General features: G+C 67.2%; 21 protein-coding genes. 11 read left to right on the top strand and 10 right to left on the bottom strand.

The genetic code is table 11. The features are described from left to right. Positions 1 to 210 precede the first annotated feature (210 nt). Positions 211 to 537, top strand: coding sequence for a hypothetical protein (locus Q8N19_RS16920; protein WP_305592744.1), 327 nt, complete (start codon positions 211 to 213; stop codon positions 535 to 537). Positions 538 to 713: 176 nt separating this feature from the next. Here Q8N19_RS16920 and Q8N19_RS16915 read toward each other — a convergent pair whose 3' ends face one another. Continuing rightward, positions 714 to 1,487: a PhoH family protein gene (locus tag Q8N19_RS16915; RefSeq protein WP_305592746.1), complete on the bottom strand. Its 774-nt coding sequence runs from the start codon at positions 1,485 to 1,487 to the stop codon at positions 714 to 716. 313 nt (positions 1,488 to 1,800) lie between these two features. Between Q8N19_RS16915 and Q8N19_RS16910 the strand changes: the two genes are divergently transcribed. Continuing rightward, positions 1,801 to 2,331, top strand: coding sequence for a gamma carbonic anhydrase family protein (locus tag Q8N19_RS16910; protein WP_305592742.1), 531 nt, complete (start codon positions 1,801 to 1,803; stop codon positions 2,329 to 2,331). A gap of 9 nt (positions 2,332 to 2,340) precedes the next feature. Here the strand turns inward: Q8N19_RS16910 and Q8N19_RS16905 are convergent, their stop codons facing one another. The 3 genes from Q8N19_RS16905 to Q8N19_RS16895 all read right to left on the bottom strand — a co-directional run bounded on the left by Q8N19_RS16905 (position 2,341) and on the right by Q8N19_RS16895 (position 5,160). Then, entirely contained in the window at positions 2,341 to 3,144 is an 804-nt protein-coding gene (locus Q8N19_RS16905) for an acyl-CoA thioesterase II (protein WP_305592740.1), read from the bottom strand. A gap of 499 nt (positions 3,145 to 3,643) precedes the next feature. After that, positions 3,644 to 4,930, bottom strand: a complete 1,287-nt coding sequence (locus Q8N19_RS16900) for a type II toxin-antitoxin system HipA family toxin (RefSeq protein ID WP_305592738.1) — start codon at positions 4,928 to 4,930, stop codon at positions 3,644 to 3,646. Next, positions 4,927 to 5,160 (bottom strand): helix-turn-helix transcriptional regulator, encoded by a 234-nt coding sequence (locus Q8N19_RS16895; protein ID WP_305592736.1) that lies wholly within the window; start codon positions 5,158 to 5,160, stop codon positions 4,927 to 4,929. Before Q8N19_RS16895 ends, Q8N19_RS16900 begins: the two co-directional genes overlap by 4 nt. 698 nt (positions 5,161 to 5,858) lie before the next feature. Between Q8N19_RS16895 and Q8N19_RS16890 the strand changes: the two genes are divergently transcribed. The 3 genes from Q8N19_RS16890 to Q8N19_RS16880 all read left to right on the top strand — a co-directional run bounded on the left by Q8N19_RS16890 (position 5,859) and on the right by Q8N19_RS16880 (position 8,234). Continuing rightward, on the top strand, positions 5,859 to 6,704 hold the full coding sequence (locus Q8N19_RS16890) for a type IV toxin-antitoxin system AbiEi family antitoxin domain-containing protein (RefSeq protein ID WP_305592734.1): 846 nt from the start codon (positions 5,859 to 5,861) through the stop codon (positions 6,702 to 6,704). Further along, positions 6,691 to 7,614, top strand: coding sequence for a nucleotidyl transferase AbiEii/AbiGii toxin family protein (locus Q8N19_RS16885; RefSeq protein ID WP_305592732.1), 924 nt, complete (start codon positions 6,691 to 6,693; stop codon positions 7,612 to 7,614). The genes Q8N19_RS16890 and Q8N19_RS16885 overlap by 14 nt, the downstream gene beginning before the upstream one ends. 275 nt (positions 7,615 to 7,889) lie before the next feature. After that, complete coding sequence (locus Q8N19_RS16880) at positions 7,890 to 8,234, top strand: hypothetical protein (RefSeq protein ID WP_305592730.1); 345 nt, start codon at positions 7,890 to 7,892, stop codon at positions 8,232 to 8,234. 36 nt (positions 8,235 to 8,270) lie between these two features. Here the strand turns inward: Q8N19_RS16880 and Q8N19_RS16875 are convergent, their stop codons facing one another. Together Q8N19_RS16875 and Q8N19_RS16870 are read right to left on the bottom strand one after the other, a co-directional pair. Further along, on the bottom strand, positions 8,271 to 9,533 hold the full coding sequence (locus Q8N19_RS16875) for an aminotransferase class V-fold PLP-dependent enzyme (protein WP_305592728.1): 1,263 nt from the start codon (positions 9,531 to 9,533) through the stop codon (positions 8,271 to 8,273). 120 nt (positions 9,534 to 9,653) lie between these two features. After that, on the bottom strand, positions 9,654 to 10,136 hold the full coding sequence (locus Q8N19_RS16870; protein WP_305592726.1) for an Lrp/AsnC family transcriptional regulator: 483 nt from the start codon (positions 10,134 to 10,136) through the stop codon (positions 9,654 to 9,656). A gap of 193 nt (positions 10,137 to 10,329) precedes the next feature. On the opposite strand from Q8N19_RS16870, the gene Q8N19_RS16865 reads away from it, so the two are divergent. Then, positions 10,330 to 11,172, top strand: coding sequence for a TIGR02587 family membrane protein (locus Q8N19_RS16865; RefSeq protein ID WP_305592724.1), 843 nt, complete (start codon positions 10,330 to 10,332; stop codon positions 11,170 to 11,172). Then, positions 11,169 to 11,600: a TIGR02588 family protein gene (locus Q8N19_RS16860; protein ID WP_305592722.1), complete on the top strand. Its 432-nt coding sequence runs from the start codon at positions 11,169 to 11,171 to the stop codon at positions 11,598 to 11,600. The genes Q8N19_RS16865 and Q8N19_RS16860 overlap by 4 nt, the downstream gene beginning before the upstream one ends. A gap of 81 nt (positions 11,601 to 11,681) precedes the next feature. On the opposite strand, the gene Q8N19_RS16855 is transcribed toward Q8N19_RS16860, so the two are convergent. The 4 genes from Q8N19_RS16855 to Q8N19_RS16840 all read right to left on the bottom strand — a co-directional run bounded on the left by Q8N19_RS16855 (position 11,682) and on the right by Q8N19_RS16840 (position 15,597). Continuing rightward, a complete protein-coding gene (locus Q8N19_RS16855; protein ID WP_305592720.1) occupies positions 11,682 to 11,924 on the bottom strand; it encodes a type II toxin-antitoxin system Phd/YefM family antitoxin in 243 nt (80 codons plus the stop codon). 95 nt (positions 11,925 to 12,019) lie between these two features. Continuing rightward, positions 12,020 to 13,513 carry a S10 family peptidase gene (locus Q8N19_RS16850; protein WP_305592718.1) on the bottom strand — a complete coding sequence of 498 codons (1,494 nt, stop codon included), beginning with the start codon at positions 13,511 to 13,513 and terminating at the stop codon, positions 12,020 to 12,022. Continuing rightward, complete coding sequence (locus tag Q8N19_RS16845; protein ID WP_305592717.1) at positions 13,510 to 15,006, bottom strand: S10 family peptidase; 1,497 nt, start codon at positions 15,004 to 15,006, stop codon at positions 13,510 to 13,512. Before Q8N19_RS16845 ends, Q8N19_RS16850 begins: the two co-directional genes overlap by 4 nt. A 108-nt stretch (positions 15,007 to 15,114) precedes the next feature. Beyond that, positions 15,115 to 15,597, bottom strand: a complete 483-nt coding sequence (locus tag Q8N19_RS16840; RefSeq protein ID WP_305592714.1) for an Lrp/AsnC family transcriptional regulator — start codon at positions 15,595 to 15,597, stop codon at positions 15,115 to 15,117. A 163-nt stretch (positions 15,598 to 15,760) separates the two neighbouring features. Here Q8N19_RS16840 and Q8N19_RS16835 point away from each other — a divergent pair, with 163 nt between their 5' ends. From Q8N19_RS16835 to Q8N19_RS16820, 4 genes are all read left to right on the top strand, one after another. Continuing rightward, positions 15,761 to 16,930 (top strand): pyridoxal phosphate-dependent aminotransferase, encoded by a 1,170-nt coding sequence (locus Q8N19_RS16835; RefSeq protein WP_305592712.1) that lies wholly within the window; start codon positions 15,761 to 15,763, stop codon positions 16,928 to 16,930. Between the two features lie 280 nt (positions 16,931 to 17,210). Further along, the gene (locus Q8N19_RS16830) at positions 17,211 to 20,156 is read left to right on the top strand and encodes a TonB-dependent receptor domain-containing protein (protein WP_305592710.1); all 2,946 of its coding nucleotides are present in this window, start codon (positions 17,211 to 17,213) and stop codon (positions 20,154 to 20,156) included. A gap of 109 nt (positions 20,157 to 20,265) precedes the next feature. Further along, positions 20,266 to 21,204: an ornithine cyclodeaminase family protein gene (locus tag Q8N19_RS16825; RefSeq protein WP_305592708.1), complete on the top strand. Its 939-nt coding sequence runs from the start codon at positions 20,266 to 20,268 to the stop codon at positions 21,202 to 21,204. Next, positions 21,201 to 21,803, top strand: a 603-nt coding sequence (locus tag Q8N19_RS16820) for an APC family permease (RefSeq protein ID WP_305592706.1), incomplete at its 3' end; no start/stop codon positions are given. The genes Q8N19_RS16825 and Q8N19_RS16820, both read left to right, overlap by 4 nt.

The raw sequence follows: 21,803 nt of genomic DNA, 5'->3' as shown, positions 1-21,803 counted from the left end.
GCCTACGCCGTTGAAGACCTCCCTGATGAATGGGTGGAAGCCCTGAAGTCGGCGGACTATGGCGAGGCCGATCCCGAACTTGAAGTCTTAATGAAATAGGCCGTTCGTGAAGAAGCGGAGCCGGAAGTCGGTCTCGTCATTCGCTACGATTTCCTCTGGTCGCACGAGCGCGAAAAAGGGTTCGACACCGGAGTCAAGGATCGCCCTTGCGTGATCGTGACCGCCATTGTCCGCAAAGCCGATGGCGTAACGGAGGTTCTACTCGCGCCGATCACCCATTCGCCGCCCGAGGACGGGACCGCGGCCCTTGAGGTTCCTACCAAGGTCGGCAAGCACCTCGGCCTGGACGAAGAGCGGAGCTACATCATCGCTGACGAGACCAATAGCGTCGCATGGGATGACGCTGGAATCGTGCCTGCAGAGCCAGGAAAGCGATGGGTGTATGGTCGCGTCCCTCAAGCCCTCTCTGACCAACTTCGCGCGTCCATGATCGACCTCATCAGCATGAAGAAGCTGAAGTCCGGCCGGAGAAGCTGACGACTGCGGCGCTCTTCGAGGCCGTCCCCAGCGCCCTTCGCGGCTGAGACCATGACCGGTGGCCTGTGGCGCCGACTATGTGATTTCGGCGTGGCCAAGGCCGCCTCGCGCGATAAGGGCGTGACAGTCGCCAGATCAGGCGTCGGTTATCCGGCGCCTGATCTGGCCTGGGTCGATCAGAGAACCCCCAGCATTTCAGCCACCAGAGGGTGGCGGACGATGTCGCGGTCCTTCAGGCGGACCACGGCGATGTTGGGGACGGTGTCCAGCTTCTCGGCCACGGGGCCCAGGCCCGACAGTTCCGGCAGGAGGTCAGACTGGGCCGGGTCGCCGGTGACCACCATGGTGGAGTGCCAGCCCAGGCGGGTGAGCAGCATCTTGAGCTGCACATAGGTGCAGTTCTGCGCCTCATCGATGACCACGAAGGCGTTGTTCAGGGTGCGGCCGCGCATGAAGCCCACCGGCGCGATCTCGATGGCGCCCTCGGCCATCAGGGCCCGCACCCGCTTCATGGACAGACGATCGGACAGGGCGTCGTAGAGGGGCCGCAGATAGGGGGCGAGCTTGTCTTCCATCTCGCCGGGCAGGAAGCCGATGGATTCGCCGGCCTCCACCGCCGGGCGCGACAGGACGATGCGCCCCACGCGGCCGGCCTCCAGGGCCTCAACGGCCTTGGCGATGGCCAGATAGGTCTTGCCGGTCCCCGCGGGTCCCAGGGCCAGCACCAGGTTCTTGGCGTCGATGGCGGCGATCAGCTCTTCCTGCCCCGGGGACTTGGCCTTGATCGTCTTGAGATAGCCCTGGTCACGGCCCTCTTCGCCTGGCCCCAGCGGCGACCACCCCCGTTCGATGGGCAGCCGGCGGATTTTCGAATCTTCAAACTGCTCGGCGTCGAAGGCGCCTTCGCGCAGCTGTCGCTTCAGGGCACGCTTGGTCATCAAAGCCTCCATGGGGGCATGAAAAAGGGGCGAGTCCGGCACGGACCGCCCCTGGGGGGAGGACGACAGAGAAGGAAGGGGGGCCAGGGCCGCGCCAGGGGGCGACCCATCCCCGACATGTGCCGGGTCATCGGTGGCGAGGGGACCTCGCCGGGATCGAAAACGCAGCGCCATGCACTCCGTCCAACTCGAACCTTGCAGACCGGAAGCCGGTCCGGCGCGGATCGTCGGGGTATGATCCCTTCGAATCGCATCGCAACTATGATGCTAGCTTGGTTAACCGAGCCTGAAGTGCGACGTTTTTGACAAGATGTGGGGTGTGCGGATGAGTGTCTTTAATTTGGGCGATGTGGCTCCGCAGCTGCCGCCTGAGGGTGAATACTGGATTGCGCCCACCGCTGCGGTGATGGGCAATGTCATCCTTAAGCAAAACGCCTCTGTCTGGTTTGGCGCGACCCTCCGCGGCGACAATGATCCGATCATCATCGGCGAAAATTCTAATATTCAGGACGGATCTGTTCTCCACACCGACACGGGCTCCCCCTTGACCATTGGCCGGGATGTCACGGTCGGCCACATGGTCATGCTGCATGGCTGCACCATTGGCGACAACAGCCTGGTGGGGATCGGCTCGATAATCCTGAATGGGGCCAAGATCGGGAAGAACTGCCTGATCGGCGCCAACTGCCTGATCACCGAGGGCAAGGAGATCCCCGACAACAGCCTTGTGATGGGCGCGCCGGGCAAGGTGGTGCGCGAAGTCTCAGAGGGTCAGGCGAGGATCCTCACCGCCTCGGCGCACCACTATGTGGAGAACTGGAAGCGCTATCACCGCGAGCTCGTCCGCACCGCCTGAGGGGTGATCCTAGAAGACCCGCAGGATCATCGACTGGCTGGCGGTGGCCATCAGCTCCCCGTCCTGAGCGAACAGGGCCATGCTGCCGTGGCCGAAACCGCCGTGGACGCCGTCGATGCGGATGTCGCAGAGCACCCAGTCGGTAGGCACGATCCGGCGATAGCGGATGGTGTTGTCCAGACTATTGCCGCCGGCGTTCAGCTGCAGGGCGTTACCCAGCGCGCCCGGCACAAAGTCTGCGACGATGGCCAGGAAGGTAGAGTCGATGAGCAGGCCCTCGCGCGAGCGGATCCACAGAAGCAGGCGCCCATCGCTGGCCGGCGCCCCGGCCTTCGCGCCGCCATAGCGGCCCTGGGCCACCCGGACCTCGATCCGGCTGTGCAGGTCATCGCCGCCGCCGCGCCAGTGGTCGGCCTCCACGCAGGCCTCGGGCGGCGGGGCCTCAGGCGCCTGCACCCACTGGGTGGAGTGTTCGCTCTCGCGGGCGCCGAGCGCGGCGTTGACTGTGAAGATCTCCTTGTCGCCCACATGGCCGATAACCCGGGCCTGGCTGTTGTACTTGCCCGACGCCGGCACCCAGACGTCCAGGTCCACAATGCTGGGCGGCCGGGCGTAGGAGAGATACTGCGCCGTCGCCCAGATGGCCGGCCGGCCGCAGGTGCGCTCCAGCGCCGCAATGGCCGCGGCCATACCCACCCCACCGAACATGAACAGGTTGTCCGGCGGACCGACGCAGACCGCAGGGCTCAGCGGCAGCAGCCAGCGGTGCGGATTGTGGGTGGCTTGCAGATTGAAGAAGAGGGGAGGGCTCATAGAGGGGCGCTTCTGACTTAAGGATAAGGCTGGGCGAGGGTGAGGCCGAATGCGTCGGCCTTTGTCACGCGCCCGCATCCCATACAACCGCCTCGAAGCCGGGAGGCAGGTCTTGCTGCATTTCAGAAAGGCGCGAGCGTCCTCATCGTCAAGGCGAAGGCGCCCCGCGTTCACGCCCTGCCCAACCTTGCCGGTGCGCTGATGGACGTGTGCCCAGAGGTGCACGGCGCCCTCTGCCTGGCCGGGACCGACTTCGTGCTCCGCCGACGGGAGATCGTCGACGGCTTCCACCCGCCGCTCCAGAGCCCCCGCTCGGCACGACAGGACAAATGCCTGCTCTGGGTCCGGGGCGGCAAGACGGGCGTCGAGATCGGCGTCCTGCTCGGCGTCTCCTCGCGGACCTTTCACAACCACCTGGAGAAGGCCAAGGCGCGGCTGAATACGCCCAAGCGCCCTCGCGGCGTCGAAGGCGTGGGAAAGGGGCGGGCTCACCTGAGCTTCAGGGGTCTCGCCGGCGTGTCTCCCGCCGTCCCGCGCCGAGCGCCACGAGGGTCTTGGCCCGCTTTGCGATGACATCGACGAATCGCCGGAGATGTTCGCCGCCGAAGCCTTCGGCCGCGAGGGTTTCGGCGACGGCGCCGAGCCGCTCCAGGCTGAGCGACGCCAGGGCCGCCGCGCGGCGCCGGACAAACGGGGCGCCGACGCCGATCTCCTTCGCGAAGTCGTCCCAGGTGTCGGGCGTGAATTCCTCGAGGGTCGAGCGTTTGCCCACCTTCATTGCGAGCTTAGCGTGGACGTCGGGATAGGCCGCCGTGCAGAGGAGGTCGTAGAGCGGCGCGAAGTCGGCGCCGCCGGCGAGGTGGAGGAGGCTGTAGTTCTTGCCGTGGGCGTCAGCGTTGCCGACGAGCACGTTGAAGATGGCGGCGTCGATGAGGCGTAGCACGGCAGGCGCTGGCGCGGCGCAGGCGCGGCGAATGAGATCGAAACCGTCCCGGAAGATTGGCCCGCCCTCGGAGGCGTACTTCCGCTCCGGGGCGACGCCAAGGGCCTGGCAGAAGTCCTCCTGATGCAGGCGGCGGATGGAGCCGTCGGCGCCGACATCGCGGTCATAGCGCTCGACCAGCAGGTAGGTCCGCTCGCCGGTGCGGCGGGGCTCTACCGGCGCAACCTGCAGCCCGAGAGCTGCGGCAAGACGCATGGCCAGGGCCTCATTCTCCGTCGTGCCCGGCAGGCGTTCGATCGCCGGCTTGAGGATGTGTGTGCTCGGCTGACCGGGCGCCGGCAGAGCCACCCGGCCGTTGACCAGCACCACGGGGAGCTTCTGCTGGGCGCCGGCAAGAGAGAGGCGCAGGCCCGCCTCTCCTGCGAGCATGGGGTGCGCCGGGAGCCGGGCGAGCACCGCCAGTAACCCCTCGTCGGTGAGTGGCTCGGTGGCGGTGAGACCCTGGGGCTCAGGCGGGAGGTCCCCCTCGGGCCATAGGGTGAGCGCGCCTGCGACATCGCCGCCCAGGCGCTCGAGGAGACGGAAGTCATTGGCTCTGGAGACGCCGAGCGCATGGGCCACCGCGTCCCGCTGGGCCTCCTCCGGGAGGAGGCCGGCGAAGAACGGGCGGGTTTCGCGGCGGTTGAAGGGCTCTAGGCGCTTGGGCAGGGATATGGAAACGGCCGGCTGCGCGGCGTCCTCGACCCATTCTGGGTCATAGGCAAACTCCAGGTCGCCGTTCTCGTCGATGCGGAGCAGGCCGACGCGCGCGCCGTCCCACCAGACGGCCAGGGACTTGATCATCGCGCGGGTCCGGCGTGGTTGTGGCCCCGCGGTCCGACCTGCAGCTCGAGGCCGAGCGCGTCGAGAACCGCCAGCATCCGGTCCAGACGAACCGTCGGCTTGCCGCGCTCGAGTTCCACGAGGAAGCGCACGCCGACGCCAGCTGCAGCCGCGAGCTCGGGCTGGGTCAGGCCCATGCCCTTGCGGGCGGTGCGGACGGCTTGGCCAATTGTCTCTGGAGGCGAATGCATGAATATACCGATCGGGACATTTGGTGGTCCAGACGGGCGAAGTCAACCAGAATTTCCCGATCAGTGCATTTTGGCGCCAATCCGCCACGTTTGGATGTCAAATTGCCCGATCGGGACATGCGCAGATGGGCCCGTGAGCTGACCCGTATGGATTTCCCCAATGGGGAAATTACCCCTGGCCGGGACGGCCTTCGCCTATCTCCGCAGTCGCCAAGCTGTACGGAGAACCGCCGCCGCCTCAGTGCGCAGCGCCCTCCGTCTGGCGGGCGCCTCTTCGTGCGGCGTGGACGGGAGCTCGTGCAGGGCGTTGACGCGGCCTCGGCCTGCCCGCCCACGATCCGCCAGGTCTGGCGCCGGCGCTGGGGGCGGGCGGCAAGACAGCGCCGAGATCGGCCCGCTGCTTGGGATCTCGCCGCCCACGGTTCACAATCACCTGGAAAAGGCCAAGACGGTGTTCAACACCCCCAACGCGCCGTCGCGGCGTTCGAGGCCTGGCGGCGGGGCTGGCTCGCCTGAGGGCTCCGGGTCGGCAACGCCCAAGAGCGCGCTCGCGGCCCACGAGGCGGAAGGGCGATGAAGGTGACGCATTGGCCCGAAGCAAGAGAGTTTAGGTGCGGCGTCGTTCGATTAGCTCAGCTTAGCGTAGGGCGGTCTTTTCAAACTAGAAGTTGGTTTGAAAATGATGCATAACACTGAACGTGGCCAAGTTATCAGACGGCAAGTTAAACCACCTGCTCGCCCAGCTCCCGGAGGGTCTGCTGGTCGATGCCGCCTGGCTTACGGAGCGGGGCTACTCGACGTCGCTGCGCAGTCACTATGTCTCCGCCGGCTGGCTGGAACAGCCCGCCCCGCGCGTCTACCGTCGCCCGCGCGGAACGATACGCTGGGAACAGGTGGTCATCTCCCTCCAGACCCTGCTGAAGAAGCCCTACCTCATCGGCGGCCGCACCTCCCTCGAGCTTCAGGGCTTTTCGCACTACCTCGCCAGCGAGATCCGTGAGGTGCATCTCTACGGCCCCAAGCCCCTGCCAGGCTGGGTGCATGCGCTGCCGCTCCCGGTCCGTTTCCGTCAGCACAACAGCCAGCGTCTGTTCCGCAACGACGGGATGATCCCAGGCGTGACAGGCCCCGCCTTGGATATGCAGACCAAAGCCGCCAGCAACGATCCAATCCATGCCAGCGCCAGGTCGCTCGCCTGGGGACAGTTCGAATGGCCGCTCACCGTCTCCACGCCAGAGCGGGCCATCCTTGAGATGATCGACGAACTCCCCAAACAGGAGAGTTTTCATCAGGTCGATAAGTTCATGGAAAGCCTGAGCACACTGAGCCCCAAGCGACTTACGACGCTTCTGAACGCCTGCAGCAGCGTGAAGGTCAAACGCCTCTTCTTCTTCTTCGCCTTCCGCCACAATCATCGGTGGTGCCGACAGCTCGACCCGAAGGCCTTCGACCTCGGGACCGGCAAGCGCATGCTGGCGCCGGGGGGCAGGCTGGACCCTCGCTTCCAAATCACGGTGCCTGAGGATTTCGATGGCCAGCCTTGAGGTCTATGACCGGCAGGTGGCCCTCCTGGTCCGTCTGCTGCCGGCGATCGCGTGTGAGCCGGTCTTGGCGCTGAAGGGTGGAACCGCCATCAATCTCTTTGTCCGTGACCTTCCCCGCCTGTCAGTGGATATCGACCTGACCTATCTCCCGGTCGAGCCGCGCGACGACTCGCTCAAGGGCATCGATGCGGCGCTTGAGCGGATCATGGTCAACATCAAGAAGACCATTGGCGGCGCCCAGGTGCACGTACAGCGTTCCATCGAAGGCCACATCGAACGTCTCCACGTCCAGGCAGGCGTCACCGTGAAGATTGAAGTCACCCCCGTCCTGAGGGGCGTCGTCTTCGACCCGGTAACGATGACCGTCACCGGAAGCGTCGAGGATCGCTATGGCTTCGCCGAGACCCTGGTGGTCTCGCAGGCCGACCTCTACGCCGGCAAGCTCGTCGCGGCCTTCGATCGACAGCACCCGCGCGACCTATTCGACGTGAAGCTCCTTCTGGAAAACGAAGGGGTCAGCGACAACCTCCGGCGCGCCTTCGTCGTCTATGTCCTGGAAAGCCAGAAGCCGCTCAACGCGATCCTCGCCCCGCACCGCAAGGATATCGCAGCCAAGTATGAGCAGGAATTCCGCGGCATGCCGCTGATCGAAGATCCCGGGCTTGAGGCGCTGCTTCAGGTTCGTGAGCAGATGATCGCCGTGCTCGTCGGCGCGATGCCGGAGGCGCACCGGCGCTTTCTGCTGTCCTTCAAGCGCGGAGAGCCGGACTGGCCGCTGCTAGGTCTGCCGCATGTCGCGGATCTGCCCGCCGTACGCTTCCGGATGCAGAAGCTCGCCGCACTGCCGCCCGCGGCCCGTGCCGAACAGCTTGGACGGCTTGAGGCGGCGCTTTCGACGCCGCACGCCTGAGCGGGCCTATGGCGGCAGGGCGCCGCCGACGCTCAGGAGCGCGTTCGAACAAGGTCGAAAACACCTGAACCTGTGGCGAAAAGCCGCCCCCTTGCCTCATCCTCGTGGCGCCGCGGTGGCGCCTGGAGGTCAGAGCGTGGAACGCCGACGCGGGATCAGAGAACGGGGCGATCTGAAAATGGCGAACCCCGCCCGTGATTTACTGGGGGCCCATGATGGAGCCAAGCAGGTCGAACCGCTGACCTCTTGAATGCCATATATGGCATTCAAGAGGTTTGAGCGTCAGATATGGCGGCCAAGGTCGGCTCAGTCATCGCGCGTCGCGCCCTTTGCTTGCTTGGGAAAAGCACCAAGACGGCGCGCCTGAAGCGGCGAATCTCAGTTGGGGGTTCGCCGAGCTGGTCCACTTGCCCGAGCGCACCATCATGCGCCTCGAGGCCTGTGCTTTCTTCGAGCTGTCCTCGGTCGATGCCAGGCAGCCTGCGGCGTCCATGGCGCGGATGATCGCCGACAGCTGGCAGATGGCGCTGCGCACCGAAAGGCTTTCGGCCGGTGAAGCACGACAATACCGCGATGCGTTTGAGCACGCTGACGCCGAGAAGGCGCTGAGCCCAGGCTAGAGGCGACCAAACACGGCGCCGATGCCTGGGGATGGCTCAGTCCGGCGGCGCCTTCGGCAGGACGCTGAGCAGGCGGTCCACGTCATTCATGTCGTTGAACACCGCCAGGGATACTCTGAACCGGTTCTGCGACAGGCCAAGCCGGATGTTGGCGCTGGTCAGCCGCTCGGACAGCTTGGCCCGCGCGTCCTTCAGCGAAAACGCCACCAGAGGGGTGCGGCTACCCAGCGGGGTCAGGGGGGCGTAGCCGCGGGCGCGCAGTTCGGTCTGCACCGCATCGGCCATGGGCTGGCGCCAGGCCTGGATGGTCTCCACCCCGACGCGGTTCAGCCAGGCCAGGGACCAGTTCAGCTGCACGACCCCGGTCCAGGGCGCGGCCCCCATGGCGAACAGCCCCGCCGCGTCGTCGCTGGCCTCATAGTCGGCCACGGTGTCGCCGGGCGTATCGTGGGGGTAGATGTGAGTCTGGAACTTGGCGACCTGATGGTAGCCCCACCAGGGCCTGCGCAGCTTTTCCTGCACCTCCTTGCGCACATAGAAGAAGGCTAGGCCAAAGTCCCCCATCAGCCACTTGTAGGAAGCGCTGGAGGCGAAATCGACGCCCGCGGCGCGTAGGTCGATGGGTGTCGTGCCGGCCCCATGGATGATGTCGGCGAACACATAGGCGCCATGCGCATGGGCGAGGTCGCAGACGGCCTTCAGGTCGTGCTCGAACCCGTTGACCGTCGAGACATGGCTGATGGCCACCAGCTTGGTCTGGTCATTGATGGCCTGCGCCATCTTGTCCATGGCGATCCGGCCATCGGCCTCCAGGGGCAGGGTGACCACGTCCATGCCCGCCCGGCCCATCTCGCCGTAGGTGTAGAAGGAGCCGAAGAAGTGCAGGGCGTCGGTGACGATGCGGCCGCCGGCCTGGGGCAGGCCGAGCGCCAGCAGGGCCAGGTTCTCGCCCATGGTGGTCGACTGGACGATGCACAGCTCATCGGGGCTGGCGCCGACAAGGGTCCCGAAGGCGGCGATCATCTCGCTCTCCTGGCCCCCGACCCGCATCGGGCGGGCCGACCCATCCAGGGTCTTCTCCCGCAGATAGGCCTCCACGGCCGCCTGGGCGCCCAGGGGCATGGGGTGGGTGGCGCCGGCGTCCAGATAGGTCAGGGCCATGTGGGCGAAGTCCGCCTTGGCCGGAAGGGCCGGAGCGCCGCCGCCCGGGATGGCGTCCTGGCTCTGAGCCTCTGAGGCGACCGCGGCGAGGCTGGGTCCCGCGGCGGCGGCGGCGATCAGGCTACGGCGAGTCAGCATGGGTCCCTCGGGGCTCGTCCCGGCGGCCGGGCCAGGGAAGGTTAGGGCGCGGCGCCGACATTATCTTGTCCATCTCGCCGCCGGCGGAGGGGGCGGATGGCTAAACTATTCGCTCAAGCCTCAGCGCAGCGGCCTGACCCGCAGGGGCACCGCAGTGGTGTTCTTGGAATCCGCCAGGGTGACGATGGAGCGCACGTCCACCACGCCCGGCAGCTTCAGGATCGTGGAGAAGACGAAGTCCTGATACCAGTTCACGTCCGGAGCCAGGATTTTCAGCATGGCGTCCATCTCGCCGAACACCGTGTAGCACTCCAGGATCTCGGGAATGTTCTCGATGGCCCGGTGAAAGCGCGCCCGCTCTTCATCGCTCAGCGTGGTCATCTTCACCTGGGCGAAGATCTGCATGGTGAAGCCGAGCTTGTGCCGGTCCACCAGGGCCACCGTCCCCTTGATGTAGCCATCCTCCCGCAGTCGCTGAATGCGACGCCAGCACGGCGACTGGGACAGGCCCACCCGCTCAGCCAGATCGGCGGTCGAGAGCGACGCGTCTTTCTGAAGAATCTCCAGAATCTTGACGTCGATGGCGTCCAGCTGGGTTGGCATAGCTTATGCTCCGAAGGGCGACCCTGCGCATAACGGATGCCTAGGCTGTGGGAGTCAAGGCGATCAGGCCCCAGCGTCGCCGCAACCCGCCCGTCGCCGCCTGACCGCGCATCTTTGCGCCTTGCGCCGGGAACCCTCGGTTGAGTTTGGACCTAAGCTGTCGGCGCCTCGGGCGCAGCAGGATGGGGTCATCATGTCGACAGCAATTGCATCGCCGCGTGCGTTCAAGGCCGACGCGGCCTTCCTGCGCGGTCTGGGCCGGGCCTTCGCTGGCGCGCTGATCTTCGCCCTGCCGATGCTGATGACCATGGAGATGTGGCAGCTCGGCTTCTACATGGACCCGCTGCGTCTGGCCCTGTTGCTGGCCCTCACCGTCCCGACCCTGGTGGGGCTGTCGCGGTTCGGCGGCCTGCGTCCCACGGCGCGGCTTCGTGACGATGTGGCCGACGCCCTTGTGGTCCTGCTAGTGGCGGCCCTGGCCGCGGCGGTCACGCTCTACATCTTCGGCATCCTGACGCCGGGCATGTCGGCCCGCGAGATCATCGGCAAGATCGTGCTCCAGACCGTGCCGGGCAGCTTCGGCGCCATGCTGGCCCGCAGCCAGCTGGGCGGCGAGCCGGAGGGCGAGCGGGAGAAGGACCCGCCGACCTATTGGGGCGAGCTGTTTCTGATGGGGGCGGGCGCGCTTTTCCTGTCCTTCAACATGGCGCCCACTGAGGAGATGGTGCTGATCGCCTACAAGATGTCGGCCTGGCAGTCGGCAGCCCTGGCGCTTGTCTCGCTTGGGCTGATGCACGCCTTTGTCTACACGCTGAACTTCCGAGGCGGATCGGCGCGGCCAGATCACATACCGGCCTGGAGCCTGTTCGCCCGGTTCACCCTGGTCGGATACGCCATCGTGCTCGGCGTCAGCCTGTTCAGCCTCTGGGTGTTCGGCCGCACCGATGGCGACAGTCTGAAGGAGATCCTCAGCGCCAGCATCGTCCTGGGTTTCCCCGGCGCCATAGGCGCGGCCTCGGCGAGGTTGCTGCTATGAGCCGGTCTGACGCAGGCGAGCCCCAGGAGACCAGCCCCTCCCAACCGGCCCTGGAGAGCACCTCGCCGCTGGAATGGGTCATCGCCGCCATCGGCGGGCTGCTGGTGGTTGCGGCCATCGCCTATATGGTCGTCTTCGCCATCGCTGAGCCGGAACGGCCGCCAGCGGTGACCTTGTCGGTGACGTCTGTCACCACCACGCCCGGGGGCTATCTGGTCTCGTTCCGGGTCGCCAATGCCGGCGGCGCCACGGCGGCCGCTCTGCAGGTCAGCGGCGAGTTGCGCGAGGGTGGGGCGGTGGTCGAGACGAGCGCCGTGACCATCGACTACCTCCCTCAACAGTCCGAGCGCGAGGGCGGGCTGGTCTTCACCCGCGATCCAGAGGACCTGACCCTATCCCTCCGGGTCGAGGGCTATTCCGAGCCCTAGCGTCAATTCGATAGCTGAAAGGCCCGAGGATAGGCCAACCCACGCCGTCGCCCATCGGCCGACGGGCGAGCAAGGGCGAGTTCAGGACGTTCCCGAGAACCTCGCGGTGACCTCGTCGCGGCCAAGATCGTCAAAGTCTGCAGGCACATCGATACGGCCGGCCATGAAGCCGATCCGCGACGCCTGTGCCCCGCCGGTCGCGATGGCGGTCACTTGCACCAGGGGCGTTCCGGCCCTGGCGATGATGAAAGGCTCGCCCTGGCGCGCGCCTTCGATCAGGCGCGAAAGATCAGACTTGGCGTCGTCGAGGCTGACAATCTTCATGACATCTACTCGGACTTAGGCGGCATGGCTTAGCTCAACTGAGTGTGGGTGGCCAAGGCCGCTGGCGTTCGCCGGGGGTTCGTGTCGGCAGATGACTATTCCGAACCCTGAGCGGCCTGCCGGATGAAGGCGCGGACGTCGGCGGCCAGGGCCCTGGCGCTGTCGGCGCCGAGATAGGGCATGTGGCCGGACGGATAGGCCTTCACGGTGACGCGCTCTGGCGGCAGGTCCACCTGGTTCAGGGCGTATTCGGCGGCGCCCACCGTGGTCACCAGGTCGTAATGACCGGCCGCCACGAACAGACGCAGGGACGGGTTGCGCCGCAGGGCCTGGGCGAGCTCGGCCGCGGCGTCGCGGCTCCTGGGGCCGCCTGGGCCATAGTCCCACCTGGAGTTCACCTGGCTGAAGGCGATGGGGATGTAGGGGGCCTCCATCCGCACCTTCAACTCACCGGTTAGATAGCTGTTCATCGCCCCGACAAAGGCCGGCGTGTACTGACCCATGGCCGGGTCATCGGCCACCGGATCGGCGCCGGCAGCCTTCAGGGGCAGGACATAGCGGCTGTCATAGGCGCCCACCTGCAGGCCTTTGTCCTTCAGCAGCTCCCGAGAATAGGCGCCCAGCCCCAGCCGCAGCCGGTTGGCCAGCCAGGTCTGAGCCGGCACGCCGGTCAGGGCGGCCAGTTGCTCGGCAAGCGCCAGCCGGTCTTCGGCCGGCAGGGCGTTGCCCAGATAGAGGGCGCGCATATAGCCGTCCGCCGCCAGGGTTCGCGCCGCCTCGACGGCTGCGTCCAGGGTCCGTCCCTGTCGCAACTCAGGGCGGTGATACCAGGCGCTCGCCGCCATGGCCGGCAGATTGGCGCCGTAGAGGTGGTCACCTACCGCCCCGCCCATGGCCGGCCCCAGCACCAGAATGCCGTTCAGGGTGATGGCGCCCAGTTCGCCTGAGGGCGAGGTGGGGCCGCCCATCAGGGTGGTGGCCAGCGCCGCAGCCCGGGTGGTCCCATAGCTCTCGCCCATGACAAACTTGGGCGAGGCCCAGCGGTCATTGCGGGTCAGCCAGTCGGAGATGAACTTGGCGACGGCCAGGGCGTCCTGATTGGTCCCGTAGTAGTCCTCCGTCCGCCCCCCTGGCAGCACGCGGCTGAAGCCTGTGCCGGGCGGGTCGATGAAGACCAGGTCTGCGACATCCAGCAGGGCGTTGGGATTGTCCTTCAGCGGGAAGGGCGGGACGGTGGGCGGATTGACCTCGTCGACGAAGTCCACCTGCCGGGGGCCGGCCATGCCCAGATGCAGCCACACCGAGGACGAGCCTGGGCCGCCGTTGAAGATGAACACCACGGGGCGCTCCGGCCGCGCGGCCTTCTCCACATAGCTGAACGAGAACAGGGTCGCAGCCGGGGCGCCCTTGGCGTCTTGCAGGATCGTCTCCCCGGCGGTGGCCTGATAGGCCACCTTGCGTCCGCCAAAGACCCCGGCGTGCTGGGTGACGAAGCTCCGGGCCGCCGGTTCGGCCTGGCTGGGCTGCGGAACGGCCGCCAGCAGGCCGAGGGCGAGGGCTGCGGTCAGCAGGCGTGGGACGATCCTCATGGGGCCACCGTCACGAAGGCGCGAACATCGGCCATCATCTGCGCGAGGCTCGCCTCCACCGAATAGGCCATATGCCCCCCCTGATAGCTGCGGGCCTGGGCGCGGTCCTTGGGCCAGCCCGACAGGGCCAGGCCATAGTCCATGGCGCCGGTGGTGGTCTGGGTGTCCTGGTGACCATTGGCCATGAGCACCCGGAAGTCGGGATTGAGGGCGAACACCTCGCTGACCGCGCTCATGAACGGATAGTCCGAAAACGGCGAGGCCGGCCCTTCAGCGTAGCGCCAGCCGGCGGTCACGGGGCTGCGGGTGTTGTAGGCGCCCAGGTCGCCCACCTTCAGGCTGTCGCGGGCATAGACCTCGAAGGCGGCGATCAGGGCCTCGGGCAGCACCCGGGACGGATCAGCGGCCCGCTGGCCGGCCAGGGCCGAGGGGCCGGTGTAGCGGGCGTCGGCCATGCCAAGCGTCAGGCCCTGGTCCTTCAGCAGTTCGACCCGGTAGCGCTCCTTGGTGATCCGCAGGTTGTTCTCGACATAGAAGGCCGCCGGGATGCCGCTATAGGCCTCGAGTTTCTGGGCGATGGCCGCCCGGACCGCGGGGTCCAGGTCATCCCCCTGGGCGAGCGCGGTCAGGTATTCGGTGCGGGCGAAGGTCCGCATCTCGGACATCCAGGCCTCGAAGTCCTGGCCCTTCAGGTCAGCCTTGCCGTGCCACCAGGCGCTGGCCGCGAGCGTCGGCAGGGAGACCACATAGCTGATGATGTTCTGCGGCCGCTGGACGTATTCGACGATGTTCATCGCCTGGCCCATGAACACCGCGCCGCGCAGGTTCTGATCCTGCGGCAGCTTCTGGATCTGGTTGACCGCGACGGCGGCCCGGATCGTGCCGTAGCTTTCGCCGAACAGGTATTTGGGCGAGGCCTCGCGGCCGTGCGCCTTCGACCAGGCGACGACGAAGTCGGTGAGCTGGCGGGCGTCGGCCTCCACCGAGAAATAGGTCTGCGGATCAACCCCTTGCGCGAAGCGGCTGTAACCGGTGCCAGCCGGGTCGAAGAAGACCAGATCGGCCACATCGAGCACGGTGTAGGGATTGTCGACGATCTGGAAGCTGGCCGGATCGGCGCTCAGGTCATCGGGAACCGCCAGCCGCTTGGGGCCGAAGGCGCCCATGTGCAGATAGGGGGAGGGCGAGATGGGCCCGCCATTGAAGACGAAGATCACCGGCCGCTCAGGGCTGGCTGTGCGCCCGGTCGCCACATAGGCGGTGGTCACCAGCCGGACCCCTCGACCCCCATCGGGACCTGGCAGATCAAAGGCTTCGACCCGGGCCTGGTAGGCGACCGTCTTGCCGTTGAAGACGCCCCGGTGCTGGGTCACCACCGGCGCGTCCAGGGTGACGGGCGCCAGCGGCGGGGGCGGGGCGGGTTGGGCGTTTGCGGCGCCCAGGCTCAGGGCCAGGCAGGCGCCGATGGCGAGTCCCCGTCCGAAGATTCTCATGGCCACAACCCTCCCAGCTGACGACACAGCCTAGCCGCAGGTCCTCAGATTATCTTGCCCTTGTGGGCGCGGCCCTGGCGGCCCCTTGGATAGGCTATGCGGCGGCGCCTAGCGGAAGGTGCGATGGCGCAGGGGGACCGCGGTGGTGGACTTGGACTCCGACAGGGTCACGATGGAGCGCACATCGACTACGCCGGGCAGCTTCAGGATCGTGGAGAAGATGAAGTCCTGGTACCAGTTCACGTCGGGCGCCAGCACCTTCATCATGCAGTCCATCTCCCCGAACACGGCGTAGCATTCCAGGATCTCGGGGATGTCGTGGATGGCCTTGAAGAAGCCCTCGCGCTCCTGGTCGGTGAGGGTGGTCATCTTCACCTGGGCGAAGACCTGCATCTTGAAGCCCAGCAACTGGCGATCGACGATGGCCACGGTCGCCTTGATGTAGCCCTCGTCCTTCAGCCGCTGAATTCGCCGCCAGCAGGGGGACTGCGACAGCCCCACGCGCTCGGCCATCTCGGCGGTGGAGAGCGAGGCGTCCTTCTGCATCAGGTCGAGGATCTTGAGGTCGATCGCGTCCAAGGCCGACGGCATATCTTATGTCTCCCCCTCTCGCCTCGAGCATAGCGGATGCGGAGAGCGCCCCTGTCAAGGAACACAAAGGCAAGAAAAACCGAGGCCGGTAACTAGGATCAGTTCCTGGGCGCCTGCCGCTTTCTGGCGGGCCAGGGAGTGTGCTGGCCATGGGGGCGAGGCCTTGAATTCAGCGAGTGCGCGGCTGAGCCTGCCATCCGGCGACGGGTTTCGCTCAGGCCTCGATGGCGGCTACACCGCCTGGGTCCGGGAGGTGCTGGGCGCTGTGGCGGCCGAGCCCCGGGCCGCGGTCCTGTTCGATTCCACCATCAAGGAGCCCACCGACCTGCTGGCGGGCGTCGTGCGCCAGGCGTTCGGCGACGGGGTCACTGACCGCTTTGAGAGCACCTTCGCCGGGGGCAACCGCTATGTGGCCGCCGCGGTCGCCCGGCGCTACGGGGTCGAGCCCGAGCAGGTGATCGGCGCCACCGGCGCCACCAGCGCCATGGCGATGGCCATGACCGCCTTCGTCGCCCCGGGCGACCATGTGATCGTCGAGGCGCCGGCCTTCGACCTGCTGCCAGCCTTGGCGCGGGCGGCGCAGGCGAAGGTCACGCCGCTGCCCCGCCGGGCGCCGGACTTCGCCATCGACCTGGATGAGCTACGGGCGCTGGTGCGGCCCGATACTCGCCTGATCCTGCTGACCCAGGTGCACAATCCCTCGGGCGCCATCCTGGACGCCCAGACCCTGCGCGCCATCGGCGAGATCGCGGCTCGGGCAGGCGCCCGGGTGCTGATCGATGAGGTCTATGCCGACTTCACCGATGTGGGCTCGGCGGTCAGTCTGTCAGACGTCTTCATCAGCGCGGGCAGCCTGACCAAGGTCCAAGGCCTGTTTGCGCTGAAGTGCGGCTGGGCTGTCGGGTCTGCGGCCAATATCGCCGCCATCCACGCCGCCAACCCGCAGGGGGACCTGGGCGTCTCCAAGCTAACTCACGCCATCGGCGCCCTGGTGCTGGAGGACATGGCGCCTTTCGACGCCCACTGGCGGGGCGTGCTGGCGGCCGCCCGCCCGGTGCTCTGCGCTCATGTGGACCGCATGTCGGCCGACGGCCTGATCGTGGGCGAGCCGCCCGCCTATGGCTGCATGTATTTTCCCCAGGTGCTCGGGGTCAGGGACACCCTTGGCCTCGCCTCCTGGCTCTGGGCCGAAGAGAAGATCGTCGTCGCGCCCGGTGAGTTCTTCGGCCAGCCTGGCCATGTGCGCATAGGGTTCGGCGGCGACGCCGCGGCGCTCGACGAGGGGCTTGGCCGCCTGCACGCCGCCCTGCTGCGTCGCCGGAGCCTGGCGTGAGCGCAGGCTGGCAGCGCGCTTTCGGCTTGGATGCGACAGTCGGTCTCGCCCGAGGGTCCGCATTGGACATGCGATGGGTCCCGGCTGCCTGCATAAACGATTTGCGACATGCCAGTGACGCTTGGGCATTCGAAAAGAAAAACCGGCGGTGGCTGACTAGTCTGACGTGACTGCCATCGCGGGCTTCGGACCTGAACGAGCGCACCTGCCCAAAGACGGCGGGGCGCGCGGGTCTGAGGCGCTTGGGACTTGGGGGCCGCTTCGGCCAATGGGGGATGTTATGAACGATCATTCGATCCGGCGACGCCTGCTCGCCACGACCATGCTCGGCGCGGCCATGGCTGCGGCCATCTCGGCCGCACCGGCGTCGGCTCAGTCGAGCGACGCCGCCGAGCTTCAGGAGATCATCGTCACCGGCTCGCGGATCCGCCGCGTCGAGGTGGACACAGCAGCGCCGGTTCTGTCGGTGGATCAGCAGTCCTTCACCGACCGCGGCGTGGTGCAGGTCGGCGATCTGATGAACCAGATCAGCTCCAACATCCCCAACTATCCGATCGCCGCCGGCTCCGGCTCCGCGGCGGGCGCGGGTCAGCAGTTCCCCAACCTCTTTGGTCTGGGCGCCGGGCGCACCCTGACCCTGGTCAATGGCCGGCGCTTCGTGGCCTCGTCCAATGGCCTGGCCGGCTCGTCGGTGGACACCAACATGATCCCGCTCGGTCTGCTGGACCGGGTCGAGGTGGTGCAGGGCGGCGGCGCGGCCGTCTATGGCTCCGACGCTATCGCCGGGGTCATCAACTATGTGCTGAAGACCAATTTCGAGGGGATCGAGCTCGACGCCCAGACCGGGATTTCGTCGCGCAGCGACTATCCGGTCCACGCCCTGCGCGGCACCTTCGGCAAGAACTTCATGGACGACCGGGGCAATGTGGCCCTGAACCTGGAATGGTCGCAGAACGACTCCCTGCTCGACTATGACCGGCCGCGGAGCAATCTGGGCCGCATCACCGTGCCCAACCCCGCCAATACCTCGAGCACCGACGGCATCCCCTCGGTGAAGGAGATCTATGACGCCCGGTTCTGGGAGTTCAATCCCAACGGCGTCATCTTCACCACCCCGGCCCCGGTTCCTGGCTTCCTGCTCGGCCAGCAGTTCACCTCGGCCGGCGGGATTACGGCCTACAACCCCGGCTCGATCCAGGGCGTGCCCTTCGCCAGCGGCGGAGACGGCCTGACCTATCGCGAGCTGGCGGCCCTGCGCACCGGCGTCGAGCGGTTCAGCGCCAACGCCATCGGCCACTTCGACCTGACCGACCGGGTCCGCCTGACTGGCGAACTGCTCTATGGCCGCACCGAAGGGACCGATCCCTATGCGGTCCAGGCCAACAACACCGTGCTCAACAACGCCGCTTCCGGCTCCGGTGTGATCACCTTCACCCGCAACAACGCCTTCCTGTCGCCCGCGACGGTGGCCCAACTCACCGCCCTGCGGCCGGCCTTCGGGGCTGGCGCGCCGCTGTTCCTGTCCAAGTGGTTCGACGATCTTCTGCCGACCCGCGAAGGCAGCCAGGTGACCGAGAGCTACCGCGCCCTGGCCGGGCTGGAAGGCGACTTCGATTTCGCCGATCGCAACTTCTACTGGAGCGCCACGGTCAGCCGCGGCGTCACCGATGGTCGCCAGGAAGCCTGGGGCGTCGACGTCGCGCGCTTCAACAACGCGATCAATGCTGTGCGCAACGGGGCTGGGACCATCGTCTGCGCCATCAACGCCGACGCCAGCACCGCCAATGACGACGCCGCCTGCGCGCCGATCAATCCGTTCGGCAATGGCAACGTCTCGCCCGAGGCCCGCGCCTACGCCACGGTCCAGACCGGTCAGGAGTTCTACAACGTCCAGGACAACTTCCTGGCCACCCTCGGCGGGGATCTCTTCAACCTGCCGGCCGGCCCGGCCAAGTTCTCCCTGGCCTACGAATATCGTCGCGAAAGCGCCAAGTTCGTGCCGCTTGAGGCCTCTCAGCGGGGGCTGACCGGCTCGCGCGTGCCCACCGTGGCCACCCGCGGCGAGTACGACACCAACGAGTATTCGGCCGAGCTGCTGATCCCGATCATCGGCGGCGACGTGACCTTGCCCTTCGCCCAGGCGGTCGACTTCGAAGGCGCCTTCCGGCGGGTGAAGAACTCGCTGGCCGGCAGCGAGGATGTCTGGGGGGCTGGCCTGCGCTGGGAGGTCTTTGAGGGCCTGACCCTGCGTGGATCGCGCAGCCGCAACTTCCGGGCGCCGACCCTGGAGCAGCTGCTGGCCCCGTCGCGCACCGCCCTGGCCAGCGTCGGCCAGGATCCCTGCGACGCCGACCGCATCAGCGGCGGCCCGGCCCCGGCCACCCGTCTGGCCAACTGCCAGGCCCTGTTCGCCGCCAATCCGGGCTATGGCCCCCTGGCGACCTTCCAGAACCCGGCGGAGAACTTCAATGCGGCCCTGGTCACCACCGGCGGCAATCCGAACCTGCGCAATGAGATATCCGACACCATCACCTACGGCCTGATCTTCCAGCCGACCTTCGCGCCGGGCCTCACCCTGGTGGTCGACCGGATCGAGGTGGATCTGACCGACGGCCTGTCGCCGTTCACACCGCAGAACTTCATGGAGACCTGCTACGACTCCAGTCCGCAGCCGGTCGACATTTGCAGCCGCTTCACCCGTGACGCCACGGGCGCCACCGCCACGGCCCAGACCACCACCTTCAACGCCGGTGAGGTCACCTATCGCGGCGAAACCTATTTCGCCGGCTACACCTTCGCGCCCGGCCGCTTCTTCGGCGACGCCGACTGGGGCACGCTCGACCTGTCCATCGAGGCCACCCACACCTCCAAGCTGGAGACCTCGGTGACCGGCTTCGACCTCACCCGGTCGGACGGCACGGTGGCCATCCCGGACTGGACCACGCGGTTCGACGCCCGGCATGTGATTGGTCCGGTACGGCTGACCTATTCGATGATCTACCTGCCTGAGGTGAAGGCGAGCCCGACGGCGACGATCGAGAACAACCCGAACCCGATCATCGAGCGCAACATCCGCCACAGCGTCTCGGGGCAGTACGACTTCGGCAAGTACACGGTGCGCGCCGGTGTCATCAACCTGACCGACGAAGAGCCGTCCTACCCGACCCGCAACCATGGCGACATCCTGGGCCGCCAGTACTATGTCGGCCTGAACGCCCGCTTCTAGGGCGACAAAGGAAAGCGCCGGGCCTGAGCGCCTGGCGTCCCCTGCGGGGGCGGCGCGGTGGCATCCCCATCGCCCGCCCCCGTCTCCATCTTCGAAGGAGGCTCGCCGCATGGCCGCGCAGGCCGCCGATCCCATCGTCATCGACGCCGCCGGCGTGCGTCAGGCCCTGACCTATGCGGCGGCGATCCCGGTGGTCCGCGAGGCGATGATTGCGCTCTCCGATGGCCGGGTGCGCCAACACCTGCGCAGCTTCATCGGCCTGGGCGAGGGCCGCACCTTCGCCATCATGCCCGCCGCCCTGTCGGCGGACGGCGTCTTTGGCGCCAAGCTGGTCAGCGTTTTCCACGACGGGACAGGCCGCAAGGCCCATGAGGGCCTGGTGGTGATCTTCGACGGCGCCACGGGCGCGCCGGTCTGCCTGGCCGATGCGGCCGAGGTCACCGCCATCCGCACCGCAGCCGCCAGCGCCGTGGCCACCGAGGCTCTGGCTGCGCCAGGCGCCCGCAGCCTCGCCATACTGGGCCTGGGCAAGCAGGCCCTGGCTCATCTGGAGGCCCTGCGCCTGGTTCGGCCCCTGGAGGACATCCGGGTCTGGGGCCGGGACTTCGGTCGCGCCCAGGCCTTCGCCGAACGCCAGGGTTTGCGCGCGTGTGAGACGGTGGGCGAGGCGGTCGATGGAGCGGAGATCATCTGCACCGTCACCGGCGCGGTTGACCCGATCCTTGAAGGGCCCCTGGTCTCCCCCGGCGCCCACGTCAATGCGGTGGGCTCCAGCGGACCAGGACAGGCGGAGATCGACACAGACCTGGTGGCCCGGTCCCGCTTCATTGTCGACCATCGCGAACACGTCCTGGCCCACGGGGGCGAGTTTCTGCGCTCTGGCCTGCCGGCCGACCACATCGCCGCCGAAATCGGTGAGGTGCTGGCGGGCGCAAAGCCGGGCCGGACCGCCGCCGATCAGATCACCGTCTATAAATCTCTCGGCCACGCGGCCCAGGACCTGGCGGTCACAGACTGGCTCTATCGTCAGAAGGACAAGCGACCATGAGTGAGCCGGCGCCGTCTGAGGCTGACACCACAGGCCTGCTGCACAGGGGGGTCGATCTCTGGGCCGTGATCTCGCTCGGACTTGGCACCGCGGTCGGGGTGGCGATCTTTTCGGTGATCGCGCCGGCCACGGCGCTCGCCGGACCTGGCATGTTGCTGGCGGTGCTGATCGCCGCTGTGCCGATGTTCGTGATCGCGGTCACCTACGCCTTCATGGGCTCGGCCCTGCCGACCTCGGGCGCCTCGTTCGAGTGGTCCCGGCGGTTCGTCAGCCCCTTCCTCGGCTTCATGATCGCCTGGCTTCGCATCGTCTCCAATCTTGGCGCCATCCTGGTCCTGGCCCTGGTGCTAGTCCGCTATCTGAACATGGTGGTTCCGCTGCCTACCAAGCCGGCCATGTTCGGGATCTTCGTGATCTTCTGGGCGGTGAACATCATCGGCGTCGGTCTCGCGGGCCGCCTGCAGGTGCTGATGATCGCCGCCATGATCGGGCTTTTCGCCCTGTTCGCCGCCTGGGGCGCGCCCTCGATCAGCCCGCAGGCCTATGCGCCGCTGCTGCCTCAGGGATGGGCCGGCGTCCTGGCGGCCATCCCGCTGCTG

This window comes from Phenylobacterium sp., assembly GCF_030693405.1.
Taxonomy (GTDB): domain Bacteria; phylum Pseudomonadota; class Alphaproteobacteria; order Caulobacterales; family Caulobacteraceae; genus Phenylobacterium.
The sequence above is the reverse complement of the archived record's forward strand: the minus strand, read 5'-3'. Positions and strand labels throughout refer to the sequence as shown.

Bases quoted from the DNA above. Each gene is read 5' to 3' on its own strand.
- Q8N19_RS16870 (WP_305592726.1), bottom strand. From the start codon at position 10,136: ATGCCAACCCAGCTGGACGCCATCGACGTCAAGATTCTGGAGATTCTT.
- Q8N19_RS16840 (WP_305592714.1), bottom strand. From the start codon at position 15,597: ATGCCGTCGGCCTTGGACGCGATCGACCTCAAGATCCTCGACCTGATG.
- Q8N19_RS16845 (WP_305592717.1), bottom strand. From the start codon at position 15,006: ATGAGAATCTTCGGACGGGGACTCGCCATCGGCGCCTGCCTGGCCCTG.
- Q8N19_RS16905 (WP_305592740.1), bottom strand. From the start codon at position 3,144: ATGAGCCCTCCCCTCTTCTTCAATCTGCAAGCCACCCACAATCCGCAC.
- Q8N19_RS16830 (WP_305592710.1), top strand. From the start codon at position 17,211: ATGAACGATCATTCGATCCGGCGACGCCTGCTCGCCACGACCATGCTC.
- Q8N19_RS16865 (WP_305592724.1), top strand. From the start codon at position 10,330: ATGTCGACAGCAATTGCATCGCCGCGTGCGTTCAAGGCCGACGCGGCC.
- Q8N19_RS16875 (WP_305592728.1), bottom strand. From the start codon at position 9,533: ATGCTGACTCGCCGTAGCCTGATCGCCGCCGCCGCCGCGGGACCCAGC.
- Q8N19_RS16895 (WP_305592736.1), bottom strand. From the start codon at position 5,160: ATGCATTCGCCTCCAGAGACAATTGGCCAAGCCGTCCGCACCGCCCGC.
- Q8N19_RS16860 (WP_305592722.1), top strand. From the start codon at position 11,169: ATGAGCCGGTCTGACGCAGGCGAGCCCCAGGAGACCAGCCCCTCCCAA.
- Q8N19_RS16825 (WP_305592708.1), top strand. From the start codon at position 20,266: ATGGCCGCGCAGGCCGCCGATCCCATCGTCATCGACGCCGCCGGCGTG.
- Q8N19_RS16850 (WP_305592718.1), bottom strand. From the start codon at position 13,513: ATGAGGATCGTCCCACGCCTGCTGACCGCAGCCCTCGCCCTCGGCCTG.
- Q8N19_RS16885 (WP_305592732.1), top strand. From the start codon at position 6,691: ATGGCCAGCCTTGAGGTCTATGACCGGCAGGTGGCCCTCCTGGTCCGT.
- Q8N19_RS16910 (WP_305592742.1), top strand. From the start codon at position 1,801: ATGAGTGTCTTTAATTTGGGCGATGTGGCTCCGCAGCTGCCGCCTGAG.
- Q8N19_RS16915 (WP_305592746.1), bottom strand. From the start codon at position 1,487: ATGGAGGCTTTGATGACCAAGCGTGCCCTGAAGCGACAGCTGCGCGAA.
- Q8N19_RS16900 (WP_305592738.1), bottom strand. From the start codon at position 4,930: ATGATCAAGTCCCTGGCCGTCTGGTGGGACGGCGCGCGCGTCGGCCTG.
- Q8N19_RS16855 (WP_305592720.1), bottom strand. From the start codon at position 11,924: ATGAAGATTGTCAGCCTCGACGACGCCAAGTCTGATCTTTCGCGCCTG.